The organism is uncultured Psychrobacter sp. (genome assembly GCF_947488565.1).
Lineage (GTDB): Bacteria > Pseudomonadota > Gammaproteobacteria > Pseudomonadales > Moraxellaceae > Psychrobacter > Psychrobacter saeujeotis.
Map to the genome: position 1 here is coordinate 409,978 of NZ_CANKZC010000004.1, position 15,610 is coordinate 425,587.

The window sequence follows — 15,610 nt, forward strand, 5'->3', positions numbered from 1 at the left end:
ATATTTCTTGTTTGTGGTAAAATACCACAAAGGTTAGTGTTGTTAAATAAGGAGGGCATTATGTCCACTGCAAGTATACGACTTAATAAGTCACTGGTTGACAAAGCTCATGCTATTGCAAAAGCACAACATCGGACACCACCGAAGCAGATTGAGCATTGGGCAACTATTGGTCAAATTATGGAGGATAATCCAGATTTATCTTATGAATTTGTTCGTCAGTTATTAATTGCACAAGCAGAGGTTGACGCGGGTATGACTGAGCCTTATGAATTTGGATAGTTTGATTTGGAAAAACTATGACTCAATCTCTACGTGTTATTCAGTCTCATGGATTCAAAAAAGCGGTTAAAAAATTGCATAAGAATCAAAAAGCAGACCTTGATGGTGCTGTACAGGCTATCATCGATAATCCTCATTTAGGCATACTCAAAGCAGGTGATCTTTCGTCTGTGCGCGTCCATAAATTTAAGATGACAAAACAGTTAACGTTATTAGCTTATCAAATAGATGATGGTCAGCTAGTTCTTACGCTGCTTATGCTAGGAACACATGAGAACTTTTATCGTGATGTTAAGTTAATGCTTTAAAGCTAACATTTCCAGCTTGATACTGCTCAATAGACTTAGCCAAATGCGCTGCATTTGCAGGCGACCCTAACGAATAAAGTGTCTCTTTCAAACTATTATAATGAGCATGCGACATGACAACCGCATCATCATTATTTTGATGCTTTATACAGACCACATTAGTATCATCGTTCACTATATCTAAAATTTGTTTAAAATCTTGATTAGCTTCTGCAAAACTGAAAGTTTTTATAAGATGTCTCTTTTTTAATTCGAGATTAAGACTTACGTTATCAACTATAAAAAGGCCGATGCCATATTTCTATACAACATCGGCTCATTTACTAATTATTAGCGTTTACGCCAAAAACTAAGCAATATCAATCGTTCCTTCAATAAACTCTTTGGCAAAACGCTGTAGCATACCGCCAGAGTTATACATCTTCACCTCATCAGCGGTATCTAAGCGGCAGATAACCGGCGTTTTATCAACGCTGCCATCTTGACGATGAATCACCAGCGTCATACCGCCGCCCGCTGATACCTCACCTTCGAGATCGAAAACCTCAGACCCGTCAATGTTTAGCGTCTCACGGTTGGTGCCTTCTTTAAACTGCACGGGAAGCGCGCCCATACCGACTAAGTTTTGACGGTGAATACGCTCAAAGTCTTCAGCGACAACGACTTCCACGCCAGCCAGACGCACGCCTTTGGCCGCCCAATCACGGCTTGAACCTTGACCATAACCGTCACCGGCGATGATGATCAGCGGCTGTTCACGATTCATGTAAGTTTCAATCGCCTCCCACATACGCATGACTTGGCCTTCTGGCTCTACGCGAGCGAGTGACCCTTGGATAACGTCGCCTTTCTCATCACGTACCATCTCATTGAGCAGTTTCGGGTTAGCAAAAGTGGCGCGCTGAGCGGTTAAATGGTCGCCACGATGCGTGGCGTATGAGTTATAGTCCTCGCTTGGTAATCCCATCGTATCGAGATACTCGCCAGCAGCGGAATCTCCCATAATCGCGTTAGAGGGCGACATGTGATCGGTTGTGATGTTATCACCAAGCACAGCGAGTGGACGCAGACCTTTTAACTTATTCATTGCCGCCATCTTACCTTCCCAGTACGGAGGGCGACGGATATAAGTACTCATCTCACGCCAGTCGTACTGAGGGTCGATAACCGACGCTTCATTACGACCTGCCTGTGCTTTGGCTTCATCAAACATCGGAATATAGACGGCATTATACTGCTCAGGTTTCACCGAGGCTTTAACGATAGCATCAACTTCCGCGTCATCAAACCAGATGTCTTTTAGATACACATCGTTGCCATTTTGGTCTTTGCCAAGTGAATCTTTTTCGATATCAAAACGGATATTACCAGCGATAGCATAGGCGACCACCAAAGGCGGTGAAGCTAGGAAAGCTTGCTTGGCATATGGATGAATACGGCCATCAAAATTGCGGTTGCCTGAGAGGACGGCGGTACTAAACAAATCCCGCTCAATGATCTCTTGCTCAATCTCTGGGTCGAGCGCACCGCTCATGCCATTACAAGTGGTACAAGCAAAGGCGACGACATCAAAGCCCAGTTTTTGTAGCTCGGGCAATAAGTTGGCTTCTTCTAAATACAGCTTAACGGCTTTTGAGCCTGGCGCGAGTGAGGACTTCACCCAAGGTTTGCGAATCAGGCCTTTTTCTACTGCATTACGAGCGACAATACCGGCAGCCACCATGTTGCGCGGGTTTGAGGTGTTGGTACAGCTGGTGATAGCGGCGATAATCACTGCACCATCTGGCATCAGACCATCTTTTGGTTCTGGCAACTTGTTACCTTCGCCATGAGCGATGCCTTCTTTTACCAAATCAGTCGTCGATACGCGCGCATGGGGGCGTGACGGGCCGGCGATGTTGCGCACGACTTTTGACAAATCAAAACGCAGCACGCGCTCATATTCGGCATCTTTTAGGCCATCTGCCCACAGACCAACCTGTTTGGCATAGGCTTCAACCGTTTCGATTTGCTGCTCTGAGCGCCCAGTCAAACGCAAATAATCAATGGTTTGCTCATCGATAGAGAACATCGCAGCCGTTGCGCCGTACTCTGGTGTCATATTGGAGATAGAAGCACGGTCGCCAACGGTCAGATTGCGTGCGCCTTCACCGTAAAATTCTAGGTAGGCGGAAACCACGCCTTCCTCACGTAAGAACTCAGTCATGGCGAGTACCAAATCGGTACCGGTAATGCCTTCTTGTAGCTTACCTGTTAGCTCAACGCCAACGATGTTTGGCAAGCGCATGTATGAAGGGTTGCCCAACATGACGCTTTCGGCTTCTAGTCCGCCGACACCGATAGAGATAACGCCGAGCGCATCGACCATTGGTGTGTGACTATCAGTACCGACCAAGGTATCAGGGAAGGTGATGGCATCGCCGTCTTGGTCAGCCACCACTTGTACCACTGGCGACATTTTTTCAAGATTGATTTGGTGCATGATACCGTTACCGGGTGGTACCACGTTGACGTTATCAAAGGCGTACTGACACCAGTTGATAAAATGAAAACGGTCTTCGTTACGGCGCTCTTCGATAGCACGGTTTTTTTCAAACGCATCTTCCTCAAACCCTGCATGCTCGACCGCTAAGGAGTGATCGACGATAAGCTGTGTTGGTACGATAGGGTTAACTTTGGCAGGATCACCGCCTTCTGCTGCGATAGCATCACGCAAGCCTGCCAAATCGACAAACGCAGTCTGCCCTAAGATGTCGTGGCAAACCACGCGGGCAGGGTACCAAGGAAAATCTACTTCTTGCTTGCGATAAATATGCTGTGATAGCGCCTCGGTCAAATCTTCCGGCGGACAACGGCGCACAAGGTTTTCACACAGCACTTTTGAGCTAAATGGTAGTTTGGCATAAGCGCCCGGCTCAATCTCATTCACTGCTTGCTCGACGTCGAAATAATATAGATCAGTATTCGGCAATGGCTTTTTATACTGCTCATTCATGGTTTGCGGATTAACTTGCGTTAAAGGCTGCTTGCTGTCGCTCATGGCGTGCTTTCCTTTATAAGTAGAGTGGTATAGTGAGTTGAAAATAAAACGGTTATATAATTTTAAACACACTACTGGTATAAATTTTATTTTCTTGCTGTGCCTATGCCGACAGAGGCTGCATAAAATTCATCTCAGTAGCGCTATGTTCTTTTTAAAGTACATTAACCATATAAATGAAATGAGTTGAACTATATTTAGTTAAGTTAAAGGTATAAGTATGATTCATTTAGCAAAACCTATTATTGATAGTAAATTTTGCTAAATAAATATTATGGCAATTTTAGAGATTGATAGGGTGCGCCATACGCACCCTATAATGAAACAAACTATTAAATGACGATGCTCAATTAACCACGCTCAGCGATAGAAGGTACGTCTCTTGGCTCTTCACCGATGTACTCTGCACTTGGACGAATAATACGGTTGTTGGCACGCTGCTCAAAGACGTGGGCTGCCCAGCCAGTCAGGCGTGAGCAGACAAAGATTGGGGTAAATAGCTTGGTTGGAATACCCATAAAGTTATAGGTTGAGGCATGGAAAAAGTCAGCATTACAGAACAGTTTTTTCTCACGCCACATGACCTCTTCACAGCGCACAGAGACTGGATATAAAACCGTATCACCAACGTCCTCAGCCAGTTTTTCCGCCCATTGTTTGATGATGACATTACGCGGATCAGATTCGCTATAGATAGCGTGACCAAAGCCCATGATTTTGTCTTTACGCTCAAGCATGGCCATCATCTCTTTTTCGGCCTCATCGGGTGAGCTAAAGTCTTCAATCATATCCATCGCCGCCTCATTAGCGCCGCCATGCAAGTGCCCGCGCAATGAACCAATCGCACCGGTGATGCAAGAATGGATATCTGATAAGGTAGACGCACAAACGCGCGCGGTAAAGGTAGAGGCGTTGAACTCATGCTCAGCATACAAGATAAGTGAAACGTTCATCACGCGTTCGTGAAGCTCATTTGGCTTCTCGCCTTTGAGCAGATGCAAAAAGTGCCCACCGATAGTGTCATCATCGGTTTCAGTCTCGATACGCTCATTGTCATGGCTAAAGCGATACCAATAGTTGATGATTGATGGGAATACCGCCAGCATACGATCGGTTTTATCGTTTTGCTGTTCAAAGTCGGTTTCCATCTCAAGATTACCTAGCATTGAGCAACCAGTACGCAATACATCCATTGGATGGGCTTCGCTTGGAATACGCTCAAGTACATCTTTTAATGCTTGTGGTAGACCGCGCATCTTTTTGAGTTTGGCTTGATAGGCATCCAGCTCACTTTGGGTGGGTAGGTTGCCATAAAGCAGTAGATAAGCCACTTCTTCAAAGATACATTGCTCAGCCAAGTCTTTGACATCATAACCACGATAAGTAAGACCTGAGCCTGATTTACCGACAGTTGATAATGACGTCTTGCCAGCAACTTGACCACGTAGTCCTGCGCCTGATAGTTGTTTGCCTGCTGCCATGATTAAATTCCTTTTGTTGGTAGCTTGTTGTTAAAGTGATTGGGTTAAACAGTGTTCACTGTTGAAAATGCTTGAAAAAACCCGTTTATACCTTACTTGTTTTTTCTTACTTATTGTCAGCAAACAGCTTGTCTAAGGTTTGCTCAAATTCATGATAATTTAAGAAGTCATAAAGCTCCATGCGCGTCTGCATGGTATCGACGACATTTTCTTGCGTACCGTCATCTAAGATATGTTGATAAACGTTTAATGCCGCTTTGTTCATCGCACGGAAGGCTGATAATGGATATAGCACCATATCAACACCTACGCCATGTAGCTGCTCAGTGGTATACAGGTCAGTTTGACCAAACTCAGTCATGTTGGCCAGTACCGGAATATCTAATACATCAGTAAATTTACGATACATCTCAATGTCAGTTAATGCTTCTGCAAAGATCATATCAGCGCCCGCCTCTTGAAACGCTACCGCTCGCTCAACTGCTGCATCAAGCCCTTCAACTGATAGTGCATCAGTACGCGCCATGACCACAAAGTCAGGGTCAGTTTTGGCATCAAGCGCAGCCTTTAGACGGTCTACCATCTCAGAGATACTGACGATTTCTTTATTAGGGCGATGACCGCAGCGTTTTTGCGCGATTTGATCTTCAATATGGACAGCTGCCACGCCCGCTTTTTCCATTTTTCTAACAGATTGGCTGATATTAAATGCGCCGCCCCATCCCGTATCGATGTCGACCAATAGAGGAGTGTCGACGGCGTCAGTAATACGGCGCGCATCTTCAAGCACATTATCAAGGCTGGTCATACCAAGATCAGGCAGACCAAATGAGGCATTGGCAACCCCGCCACCAGATAGATATATTGCCTGATGACCGACTTGCGTTGCCATCATGGCCGTATAGGCGTTAATAGTACCGACGATTTGTAGTGGTTGGTTATTATCGTTCTTTTGTTTCATGGCATTGCGAAAGCGCGCGCCAGCTGATGATGTCATTTGAGAGTCCTTGCATGGAGGGTTAATCTTATTATCACCATACAAAATCCTAGTCAGTGTCTTGTATGGTTAAATTTTTATTAACTTAGAGTATACGCATCTGGCCTTAATTTGAAAGTAGTCTTTACTAAGTATTATTTAATAAAAATTTATTGACTATTAAGTTTATGTAATACTATGTACTTATTAAATAATAGTATCTATATATTGAGGATATATCTATTCTGTTATGCATATTAATAAAAACAGTACGTTATAACCAAGCTACTATGAAATATTTAGTTACACTTATCCTGTTTATAACTCATCGATTATAATCGCTTGACTGTGAAGGATGTCTCATCGGAAGAACTTTTATATTTTTTGTAATAAAAAAGCCCTAATAGCTAGCAGCTAAAAGGGCTTTGATCGTTTACTATTTATGGCTTCAATTGTTCAATACGCTTTTAACCAAGCAGACCTGCAAGGTTGGCTAAAAATAATAGAGCGACACCGCCTAAGAACAGTAAGCTTACTATCGAATAAGCATTCATACCTGCTGATAGCTTTTGATGATTCTTTACTAAAGTATAGTTTAACCAACCAAAGATAGGCGCCGATACAAAGGCTGATATCATAGCAAACTTTAACATCGCGCCTAATTGTCCGGTGAAGAAAGTGATGATAACCAAGCCACCGCCAATGGCATAAGTCGTCCAAAAAGCAACCTGCTTTTTATTAATCTCGCTCTCACCTTTTAGTAAACGCCAGCATTCAGCATTGGCACGGCCATAACCATCTGCACAGGTAATCGTAGTACCAAACATACACATAAAGGCGACGAAGGCGACCAGCAGCCTTGACCACTCACCAATAGTGGCAGTATACATATTGATAAGCTGATCAATATAAGCAACGCCTGCAGTTTGAATCTCTTGACCGGAGCCATATTGAACAAAAACACCTAAGGATAAGAAGAACAACGCTAGAATAGCAGACACTAAAAAGCCCACATTAAAATCAAGCAGACCTTGTTTATGAGTGGTATTGTCCGCTTTTCTCTTTGCAGAGGTCCACATCGAAGTAATGGCAGCAAACTCAAGTGGCGCTGGCATCCAACCCATCAATGCCACAATAAACCCTAAGGTCGCTAAATTCCAAGGAGACGTAGGAATAAAGTCAGCAGTCATTACCGTCGGTTTGCCAGCAGCAATCAAAACCGCTAACACTGTTGCGGAGACGAGTGCAATCATAATCCACTTAGTCACCCCATCAAGCAACTTATAATGACCAGCAATGAGAAAAAACCACGATACAGCAACGATTATGATAGCCAAGCTGATACTGGACAACCCTATAGAAGCTGGCAACATAAAGCCCAATATTACTGCAGCCAGTAGCGTCACGGCACCTGTACTAATCACCGCGGATAAGATAGATAAAACAAAGTAAATCCAAAGATACGCTTTTGAGCGTTTGGCATAACCGGCGATCAAACTTTCGCTGGTATCATAAACATAATCTGTGCCAAAACGAAAGAAAGGGTACTTAAAGACGTTGGCCAGAATAATCATAATCGCCAGTTGCCAGCCGTATATAGCCCCCGCCTGCGTTGATGAAATCAGATGCGAGCCGCCGATGGCAGCAGTTGCCATCAAAATACCTGGCCCAAAGATACGCCAACTGAAGCCTTCTTTTTGAGCCTCTCTAACAGTATCAGGGTTATTAATTGGTTGTGTGGTCATAAGTACCTCGAAATGGTTAAAACGGCAAATTATCACTTACCTGTGTCAGCTTGCCAATGATCATTAAAAAATCGTTCTATCTAAGTCGGGCCGAAATATAAAACGATTCATATCGTATCGACTTTAGCACACCTATGCTATTCAGAATAATGATTATTCAAGTTATTATTACTATTTTTTTGCATTGCCATTACTGGTGGTTATCATAATGAATAAATAATATCAAGCATTAGCATTGTTTTTTTTGGCGGTTCTTTATACCATAATATGCATTCTATATCTGATAATTTCAGACTATTCTTATAATTTATAGCTTTGACCCAAATTTTTGCTGTCGATAAGTAATACCACGTTGTTCATAAACGGCGTAGATTGCGTCTAAAAGATTGGGGATCTTAGGGTGAATAAAGTCTTTTAATGTATGCAAGTACACAGGAGAGGTGATATTCTCATGAATCAAGCGCTGGTAACTGATTTGTTCGGTGCGTACTGTGCGTAGGCTGGCTGGTACTAATGTAATCCCTTCGCCTGCCGCCACAAGTCCAAGCGCAACTTGTAAGTCGCTCACCTCAGTCGTCATTAGCGGGGTGATGCCATACCTTGCAAACAAGTGTAACAAAGGTTCGGTGACAGGTTCACTAACTGCTAACGGTTCGCTGCCTGTCTCGCCACTTTTGGTCGATAGGGTTGTGGCTGCAGTAGTAGATACTGGTAAATGTGTTTGATGATATAAAATTAGGCGGTTGTTTGCCAAATCGATCAAGCGTTGATCTGTAGTATTGGCAAGTGGGTGGGCTTTGGGCAATGCCACCAGATAGCGCTCATGACGCAATAAAATTTGCTGTATCCATGCATCTTGATGAGCAAAGCGACCAAAGCCAACATCAATATCACCAGATTTTAACGCTTCTACTTGTTGGTATGAGCTGATATCTTTAAGATTGACTTCGATATCAGGATTTTGCTGTTTTAAGGATGCAATGATGTCTGGTAGGTGCCCATAAAGTACTGATGGCACAAACCCTATGTTAAGTGCTTTACTTGGTGCTGATAAGCGCTGGGTCATACTGGTGATGGTATTGAGCTCTGTCAATACTGTACTGACTTTATCATAAAAGAACTGGCCGGCCTTAGTCAGTTGTAATGGCCGGTGATAACGATCAACCAGTATCACGCCCATACCCGCCTCAAGCTGCTTTAGCTGGCGACTAAGACTTGGTTGTGATAAGCCTGTTTTTTTAGCGGCAGCACTAAAGCTTTTGAGGTCGGCGATAGCAATAAAAGCATTGATCTGCTTTAAATCCATTGTTTATAGTCCTATCATAGTAGCTTTTTTCGTCTTTGATCGAATTAATGGCGTCGTGCGTATGTCAATTGGATCCAAAGTATCATAACGCAGTTATGATAGCGTAGTTTTTGCAATCACTTAATATTAACGGCATTACTTGGTTTATTAACATATGAATGAATTCAACAAAGGTAGCTTAGAAAAAATTAATTTAGATGACCATAATTTAAGCAAAAATAAATCAGAAAATAGTGATTTGTACAAAAACAACGTAGAGGACAAAGAAAATTTATCTGCCTCCGTTTGCAGAAAAGATAATAAAACCAGTGACATATATGAGCGTTTTATTAATCGCATACAGGGTATTAGTGAATCTAATGTTGACAAAGATTCAAGTCGTGCCAATCTTAAAGAAAAATTACCTCATGCAGAAACTGCATCTGAACCTTTAGATAATGCAGAGTGGCAACTTTCTTTAGAAACTGAACAGACCTCACACAATGATCAAAAAATCAAAGCTCAACAGCTAGTTACCTCTAAAGCAAATACAGAAAACACTGATGATGGGTTGGAACTGTCTTTGCTCTCTCCACATGAAGATCCCACGCTTGACGACGCCGCGACAGCATCCGTACTACCTACTGACTTAAAAGCAGACGCTAACATTCAACAAACAGGCGTATCAGAGGACAAGCAAATAGGTAGCCTAAAACTCAAGCTATTGATTATTGGTATTGTTTGCGGGTTACTGCTGAGCGCCCTTGTGATTGCTATACTGACTATGACAGGTATATTTACTAATACTGAGCCAGCCACAGAAAGCCCAAATACAACAGTGGTGAGCGCTGATGGACCAGATACTGCGAGCATAAAGACATTGAGTAGTGAAGAGACGGTAGCGAAATCCGACGATGTAAGTGATGTAAGTGAGGCAAATTTGTCAGATAACGTTGCAACGGTAGGAGAGTTGTCTGTAGACAAGCCAATCGACAAATCTACGTTAAGCGATGAACAAATAAAAGATACGCGGTCAAAGACTAGCACAACACAACTGGTTACTGCAGTATCTCCAAAGACCGATACCAACGATACAGAAGCTGACCTTGTCAAAAATAGCGATAATGAGGCTACAATTAGTTATGAGGATTTTGCAGAGGAGGCGCAAAGTACTCTATATCGAGAAACGAATAACTAGTCGTTGTGACATATAATCAAATTGTAAGTACTTAAAGTAGGTTTTATAAGAAACAGCTTTAGATTTATAGTAAAAATATTTAAAGATAAAATATAATATTAATACTATTTTTTATAGAATTAATAAGTGAATATTGTAGTAAGATAACAAATACACACAAAACTATTTAAACAGACTTTTGTTATTAAATTATTTTTATTAATAAAAGATTACATTTGTTTGAAAGCGAATTGGTATTGAAAGCAAGCTAGTCGTAAGGTAGTAATACTTAGAGTTAGGCTACTGGTTTATCAAGATTAAACACGCTCTATTATTGGATAATTATTATTCAATAATAGAGCGTGTTTTTTTATATTGGCGGTATATTTTCGATAGTTATAGGAATACCATATACTTTGTAAGAGATTAATTTTCTCATTAATTAAATAGATAGAAAATTGTTCGCTAATATTCTTGTCATATTCTTTTGTATAGAGTAGTAATAAATAATTACTCTGTATTTACATTTTGTAAGCTTGTAAACATATTCGCTTTAATGAATACTAACTGAAAGTATTTTTTAAAGTGAAGGAGCAAGCAGTGAATAAGATATTCAAAAAAATTTGGAACCAATCATTAGGGCAGGTGGTAGTCACCTCTGAGACGGCAAAAAGTGCAGGCAAAACCAGCGGCGTAACTGGTAGTATTAGCCAAACGATTAGCCTATCTAGTCATTCATCCAACAGTTCATCTAATTATCCAATGCTGACTCTAAAAGCTTTAGTTCTTGGTATGACAGCGATTAGCACTACGGTTTGGGCAGATACCGGTTTTGATAATACAGATCCTAGTTACATTGATTTAAATAAAAACAGTAGTGATGTAGACCTTGATGAAAATCCAATGCCTTCATTCAGTACTGAAGTCGGTTTTGATAATATGGCAGGGGGTATATTTAGTAGTGCAGTCGGTAGTAAAAATCAAGCAATGCACGATGGTAGCAATGCTCTAGGTTATAATAATAAGGCATTCGGTCATCAGAGCAGTGCTGTGGGTAGTAACAATAACGCGCAGACTTGGGGAACTAGTGCGATAGGCAATGGCAATGCAGCATTAGAAGAATATAGCATCGCAATAGGTAATGGTAATGTCGCAGAGGGTGGTTGGAGCAATGCGCTAGGCCGTGGCAATGCTACATCAGGGTATTATAGCAGTGCATTGGGTAACGAGAATACTGCTTCAGGTGAAAATAGTAGTGCGGTAGGTTATACCAATATAGCATCGGGTGAAAATAGTAGTGCGGTTGGCTATACAAATGAATCATTAGGACTTAATAGTAGTGCATTAGGTAATAGTAATAGCGTAGAAGGTGATTGGAGCAGTGCAGTCGGTTATAACAATACAGCATTCGGTGAAAATAGCAGTGCAGTAGGTTCTGAAAATACTGCATCGGGTGAATATAGCAGTGCAGTAGGTCGTTTAAATACAGCATCAGGTAATGCAAGTAGTGCGGTGGGTTATCAAAATGTCGCATTCTATACATACAGCAGTGCAGTGGGTTCCAACAATAGCGCATCGAATAGATACAGCAGTGCGCTGGGTGCTAATAATGAAGCATCGGAAGAACGTAGCAGTGCGGTGGGTTTTAGCAATACCGCATCGAGTATATACAGTAGTGCAGTGGGTTCTGAAAATACCGCATCGGGTGAATATAGCAGTGCAGTAGGTTATACAAATGAATCATCAGGACTTAATAGTAGTGCATTAGGTCATAATAATACTGCAAGTGGCCCCCTAAGTAATGCTTTAGGTAATGGTAATACTGCATCGGGTAATAGCAGCAGTGCGCTGGGTTTCAGCAATAAAGCATCTTTTACAAACAGCAGTGCAGTGGGTAATAATAATACCGCATCGGGTAGGTTTAGCAGTGCGCTGGGTCATAATAATACAGCATCGAATAGACACAGCAGTGCAGTAGGTGCTAATAATACCGCATCGGAGGAACGTAGTAGTGCGGTGGGTGTCGGTAATGAAGCATTAGGCACTGAAAGCAATGCGCTAGGTTTTCTTAATAGTGCACAGGGTGATAGTAGCAGTGCAGTAGGTGCTTTTAATGAAACATCGGATTATGGAAGTAGTGCGATGGGTAGTGGTAATAGTGCAAAGGGCGATTTTAGCAGTGCGCTGGGTTCTAATAATATAGCATCTGCTAGCAATAGCAGCGCATTGGGTAGTGATAATTATGCATCTGCTAGCAATAGTAGCGCAGTAGGTCGTTCCAATACGGCATCAGGTAATATTAGCAGTGCCATAGGCATTAGCAATAGAGCAGTGGGTATTGCTAGTAATGCTGTAGGTCGTTCCAATATCGCATCAGGTAATGCAAGTAGTGCGGTGGGTTACAAAAATGACGCGGATGGTGAATATAGCAGTGCGCTAGGCTCTTTTAATAAAGCAACGAGCATTAATAGTAGTGCGGTGGGTTATAGAAATATTGCCTCAAGTAGTTTTAGTAGCGTATTTGGAAGTAACAGCCGCGCTATAGCAGCACGTGCCACGGCCATTGGCCATAATTCTCTTGCGGATGAGGTAGATACCGTTTCAGTGGGCCGCGCAGGTAGCGAGAAACGTATCACCAACGTTGCTGGTCCACAAAACGATTATGATGCTGCCAATAAACGTTACGTCGATGATCAAATACTAGTGATACAAAGAAACTTTTTAGTTGCCCCGCAGTCAGCTATGATTCAGCCTGCATCTATTGGACCTACACCTATTGAGAATGAAATCAGTAGGTTTACGTCTGCAGAGTTTGCAACTGCCGACAATGCAAGTATGAGGTCGGTAGAGGGAAATGCTATAGATAATAATGCTACGAGCGTCAATAACGCAGCCTGGCAAGGTGAAGGTGAGCAATCTATTGCCATTGGTGATGGTGTAGAAGCAAGCGGTGTGCAATCCATTAGTATCGGTACCGGTAATAAGGTCACAGGAGACCATTCTGGGGCGATTGGTGACCCAAGTGTCGTCAGTGGCGACAACAGTTACAGCGTTGGTAACGACAACACGGTGTCTGGTGATAATACTTTTGTCCTAGGTAATAATGTCAATACGTCAGCCGACAATGCTGTGGTATTGGGTAATAATTCTAGTTCTGCTAGCTCTAATCTTGATCGTGATCGTGACAACACCGTATCCGTTGGCTCTGCTAGTAACCAACGTCAAATCATTAATGTGGAGGATGGCGCAGCTGATCATGATGCCGTAAACGTCCGTCAACTACAAGCTGAAAAAACGAACGCTATCGAAACGGCCAATGCCTATACCGATACTGGTATAGCGACTTTGAATAACACATTCCAAAATTATGAGGTTGAGACTGACAGACGTTTTCGGGAGGTCGATGAGCGTTTTGATCGTCAGGGTGCCATGAGTGCCGCGATGTTAAATATGGCGACCAGCACCTCAGGTTTGTCAGGTAAAAACCGTATAGGCGTAGGTGCAGGTTTTCAAGGATCTGAACAAGCGGTTTCAGTCGGCTATCAACGTGTCATCCATCCTAATGCAAGTGTCAGCGTCGGTGGCGCTTTCACCAAAGATGAGACTTCTGGTGGTGTAGGTTTGGGTTATAGCTGGTAAAGACTCACTAAGCACAAACAAGGGATAAATAAATATCCCTTGTTTTTTTATAGACATGAGCTGCCATCGCAGTTTGATATAAAACAGTCTATTTAACATAATATACATTATGCGAAAACAAACCAACGGTCTTAGACGTTGAGCGTATAATGTTTTAGTTCAATTATTTGTTATCCAGTTCTGTCTACAAGTCTTGCCATTCATTTCTAAAAGAAATTTATTTCATACTTAAATATCCATATTCCTTCTTAATAAATATTAATGCTCACATCTATCTCTTATATTCCAGCTAACGACAATGCTTCAATAAATGCTCTCGTAACGATGTGCCATCCTCATCTAAGATGACGTCTGCTACTTGGCAATTTTCTTCATTATCGATGCTATCACATGTCAGCTCATAATAAACATCATTACCTTGCACTAAGCTGACTTTGACCAAACCTTTTGTGGTCACTGAAAACTGCTTGTCTTGTGCATAGTCAGGATCTTGTGAGCTCCACAACACATCATAACCAATATGACAAGACGCTTGTTCTCTAACAAAGTAAACTTGCTCAAGCTGCATGGCCGCCTGTAGCTCTGGACTGCCATATTGTTGCAGTACAACCGGATAATCTTGACCTTGATTTCTCGCATCCTGCTGGTACATTTTGGCAATAGTATTAACTTTCATAGCGAAAACTTTCTGTAACGGCTCAGTTAGATTAGCGCTAGCCGTCATAGCAGAAAACCCTATTATTAGCATTACTATGGACAATATCGTTTTTTGCATGGTGTCCTCCATGGATGAGGATATTTTAAGTATTAAATTCATTAAAACACATATAAACTATCATTTTACTGCATAATTGTTTAGTATTTATATTAGTCTAACTCTTCTTTAATTCCACTTTTATAAAAACAATAAGCTATGATAAGGATATATTTATGATGCCGTCATCTCGTTTTGATATTTCTAAGTCCTATCTTTATAAACTATCAGCCACTGTGTGCTTTGCTTCAATACTGGTTACTACCGGTTGCCAATCTTCTGCTGAGTCAAATGCAACCGTTACTCATCAATCAAACGGTAACTCATCGACAACAGTTGTCTCAGATATAAGTCAACAAACCCTTAGACAACAAGCGTTACGCATCCAGCGTGCCCTCGCTAATAATGATTATGCTCGCATTACCAATGATATCCATCCGACACGTGGCGTGCGCTTCTCAATGTACGCTTATGTGCGCTCTGAGTCTGATAAAGTCTTTAGCCGTGAGCAATATGCACAGTATCTAAAACAGCCTAACATTCGCTTCACTTGGGGCGAACTTGATGGTACTGGCAATCCATTAATAATCTCACTACCAGAATACCTAGCTACTTGGGTGGACGCGCAAAAGTATAATAATAGCGCCATCAGCATCAATGAATTCCGCCAAACTGGCGGTATGATTAATAATCTAAGAGATATCTATCAACACTCGGATGTGGTTGAGTTCTATTATAAAGGGTCTGAAGAATATGACGGTATGGACTGGCGCATCATGCGCTTAGTGTTTGATGACTATCAAGGTAAACGCTATTTGGTCGCTATTATTAATGACCAATGGACAGTTTGATCAACAATTAAGCATATGATTTTATAGTCAAATTTCATTAAAAAAGGGCAATGCATCGTATATGATGCACTG

Annotated in this window: 12 protein-coding genes; 5 read left to right on the forward strand and 7 right to left on the reverse strand. The window is 42.0% G+C overall.

Going from position 1 to position 15,610, the window contains the following annotated elements; translation table 11 throughout:
- The first annotated feature begins 60 nt into the window (after positions 1-60).
- Both Q0890_RS10950 and Q0890_RS10955 read left to right on the forward strand, forming a co-directional pair.
- Complete coding sequence (locus Q0890_RS10950; protein WP_058368813.1) at positions 61-282, forward strand: hypothetical protein; 222 nt, start codon at positions 61-63, stop codon at positions 280-282.
- A 17-nt stretch (positions 283-299) separates the two neighbouring features.
- Complete coding sequence (locus Q0890_RS10955) at positions 300-590, forward strand: type II toxin-antitoxin system RelE/ParE family toxin (protein WP_299220720.1); 291 nt, start codon at positions 300-302, stop codon at positions 588-590.
- On the opposite strand, the gene Q0890_RS10960 is transcribed toward Q0890_RS10955, so the two are convergent.
- From Q0890_RS10960 to Q0890_RS10985, 6 genes are all read right to left on the reverse strand, one after another.
- Positions 574-882: a type II toxin-antitoxin system Phd/YefM family antitoxin gene (locus Q0890_RS10960; protein ID WP_367276848.1), complete on the reverse strand. Its 309-nt coding sequence runs from the start codon at positions 880-882 to the stop codon at positions 574-576. The two genes, Q0890_RS10955 and Q0890_RS10960, sit on opposite strands and share 17 nt — an antisense overlap.
- A 57-nt stretch (positions 883-939) precedes the next feature.
- Positions 940-3,585 carry a Fe/S-dependent 2-methylisocitrate dehydratase AcnD gene (acnD, locus tag Q0890_RS10965; protein ID WP_299220898.1) on the reverse strand — a complete coding sequence of 882 codons (2,646 nt, stop codon included), beginning with the start codon at positions 3,583-3,585 and terminating at the stop codon, positions 940-942.
- A gap of 395 nt (positions 3,586-3,980) precedes the next feature.
- On the reverse strand, positions 3,981-5,111 hold the full coding sequence (prpC, locus tag Q0890_RS10970) for a 2-methylcitrate synthase (RefSeq protein WP_299220723.1): 1,131 nt from the start codon (positions 5,109-5,111) through the stop codon (positions 3,981-3,983).
- Between the two features lie 106 nt (positions 5,112-5,217).
- Positions 5,218-6,108: a methylisocitrate lyase gene (prpB, locus tag Q0890_RS10975; protein ID WP_299220726.1), complete on the reverse strand. Its 891-nt coding sequence runs from the start codon at positions 6,106-6,108 to the stop codon at positions 5,218-5,220.
- Positions 6,109-6,554: 446 nt separating this feature from the next.
- Positions 6,555-7,832: an NRAMP family divalent metal transporter gene (locus tag Q0890_RS10980; RefSeq protein WP_299220728.1), complete on the reverse strand. Its 1,278-nt coding sequence runs from the start codon at positions 7,830-7,832 to the stop codon at positions 6,555-6,557.
- Between the two features lie 307 nt (positions 7,833-8,139).
- Positions 8,140-9,138, reverse strand: coding sequence for a LysR family transcriptional regulator (locus Q0890_RS10985; RefSeq protein WP_299220731.1), 999 nt, complete (start codon positions 9,136-9,138; stop codon positions 8,140-8,142).
- Between the two features lie 154 nt (positions 9,139-9,292).
- On the opposite strand from Q0890_RS10985, the gene Q0890_RS10990 reads away from it, so the two are divergent.
- Positions 9,293-10,315: a hypothetical protein gene (locus Q0890_RS10990; RefSeq protein WP_299220734.1), complete on the forward strand. Its 1,023-nt coding sequence runs from the start codon at positions 9,293-9,295 to the stop codon at positions 10,313-10,315.
- A gap of 579 nt (positions 10,316-10,894) precedes the next feature.
- Positions 10,895-13,933 (forward strand): ESPR-type extended signal peptide-containing protein, encoded by a 3,039-nt coding sequence (locus Q0890_RS10995; RefSeq protein ID WP_299220738.1) that lies wholly within the window; start codon positions 10,895-10,897, stop codon positions 13,931-13,933.
- Positions 13,934-14,222: 289 nt separating this feature from the next.
- On the opposite strand, the gene Q0890_RS11000 is transcribed toward Q0890_RS10995, so the two are convergent.
- A complete protein-coding gene (locus Q0890_RS11000) occupies positions 14,223-14,708 on the reverse strand; it encodes a hypothetical protein (RefSeq protein ID WP_299220741.1) in 486 nt (161 codons plus the stop codon).
- A gap of 155 nt (positions 14,709-14,863) precedes the next feature.
- Here Q0890_RS11000 and Q0890_RS11005 point away from each other — a divergent pair, with 155 nt between their 5' ends.
- Positions 14,864-15,538 carry a hypothetical protein gene (locus tag Q0890_RS11005; RefSeq protein ID WP_299220744.1) on the forward strand — a complete coding sequence of 225 codons (675 nt, stop codon included), beginning with the start codon at positions 14,864-14,866 and terminating at the stop codon, positions 15,536-15,538.
- The last annotated feature ends 72 nt before the right edge of the window (positions 15,539-15,610 follow it).

What these genes read in the sequence shown, in the direction of transcription:
- prpB (WP_299220726.1), bottom strand. Translation starts at nt 6,108, where the DNA reads ATGACATCATCAGCTGGCGCGCGCTTTCGCAATGCCATGAAACAAAAG.
- Q0890_RS10990 (WP_299220734.1), top strand. Translation starts at nt 9,293, where the DNA reads ATGAATGAATTCAACAAAGGTAGCTTAGAAAAAATTAATTTAGATGAC.
- Q0890_RS10950 (WP_058368813.1), top strand. Translation starts at nt 61, where the DNA reads ATGTCCACTGCAAGTATACGACTTAATAAGTCACTGGTTGACAAAGCT.
- prpC (WP_299220723.1), bottom strand. Translation starts at nt 5,111, where the DNA reads ATGGCAGCAGGCAAACAACTATCAGGCGCAGGACTACGTGGTCAAGTT.
- Q0890_RS10980 (WP_299220728.1), bottom strand. Translation starts at nt 7,832, where the DNA reads ATGACCACACAACCAATTAATAACCCTGATACTGTTAGAGAGGCTCAA.
- acnD (WP_299220898.1), bottom strand. Translation starts at nt 3,585, where the DNA reads ATGAATGAGCAGTATAAAAAGCCATTGCCGAATACTGATCTATATTAT.
- Q0890_RS10985 (WP_299220731.1), bottom strand. Translation starts at nt 9,138, where the DNA reads ATGGATTTAAAGCAGATCAATGCTTTTATTGCTATCGCCGACCTCAAA.
- Q0890_RS11005 (WP_299220744.1), top strand. Translation starts at nt 14,864, where the DNA reads ATGATGCCGTCATCTCGTTTTGATATTTCTAAGTCCTATCTTTATAAA.
- Q0890_RS10955 (WP_299220720.1), top strand. Translation starts at nt 300, where the DNA reads ATGACTCAATCTCTACGTGTTATTCAGTCTCATGGATTCAAAAAAGCG.
- Q0890_RS11000 (WP_299220741.1), bottom strand. Translation starts at nt 14,708, where the DNA reads ATGCAAAAAACGATATTGTCCATAGTAATGCTAATAATAGGGTTTTCT.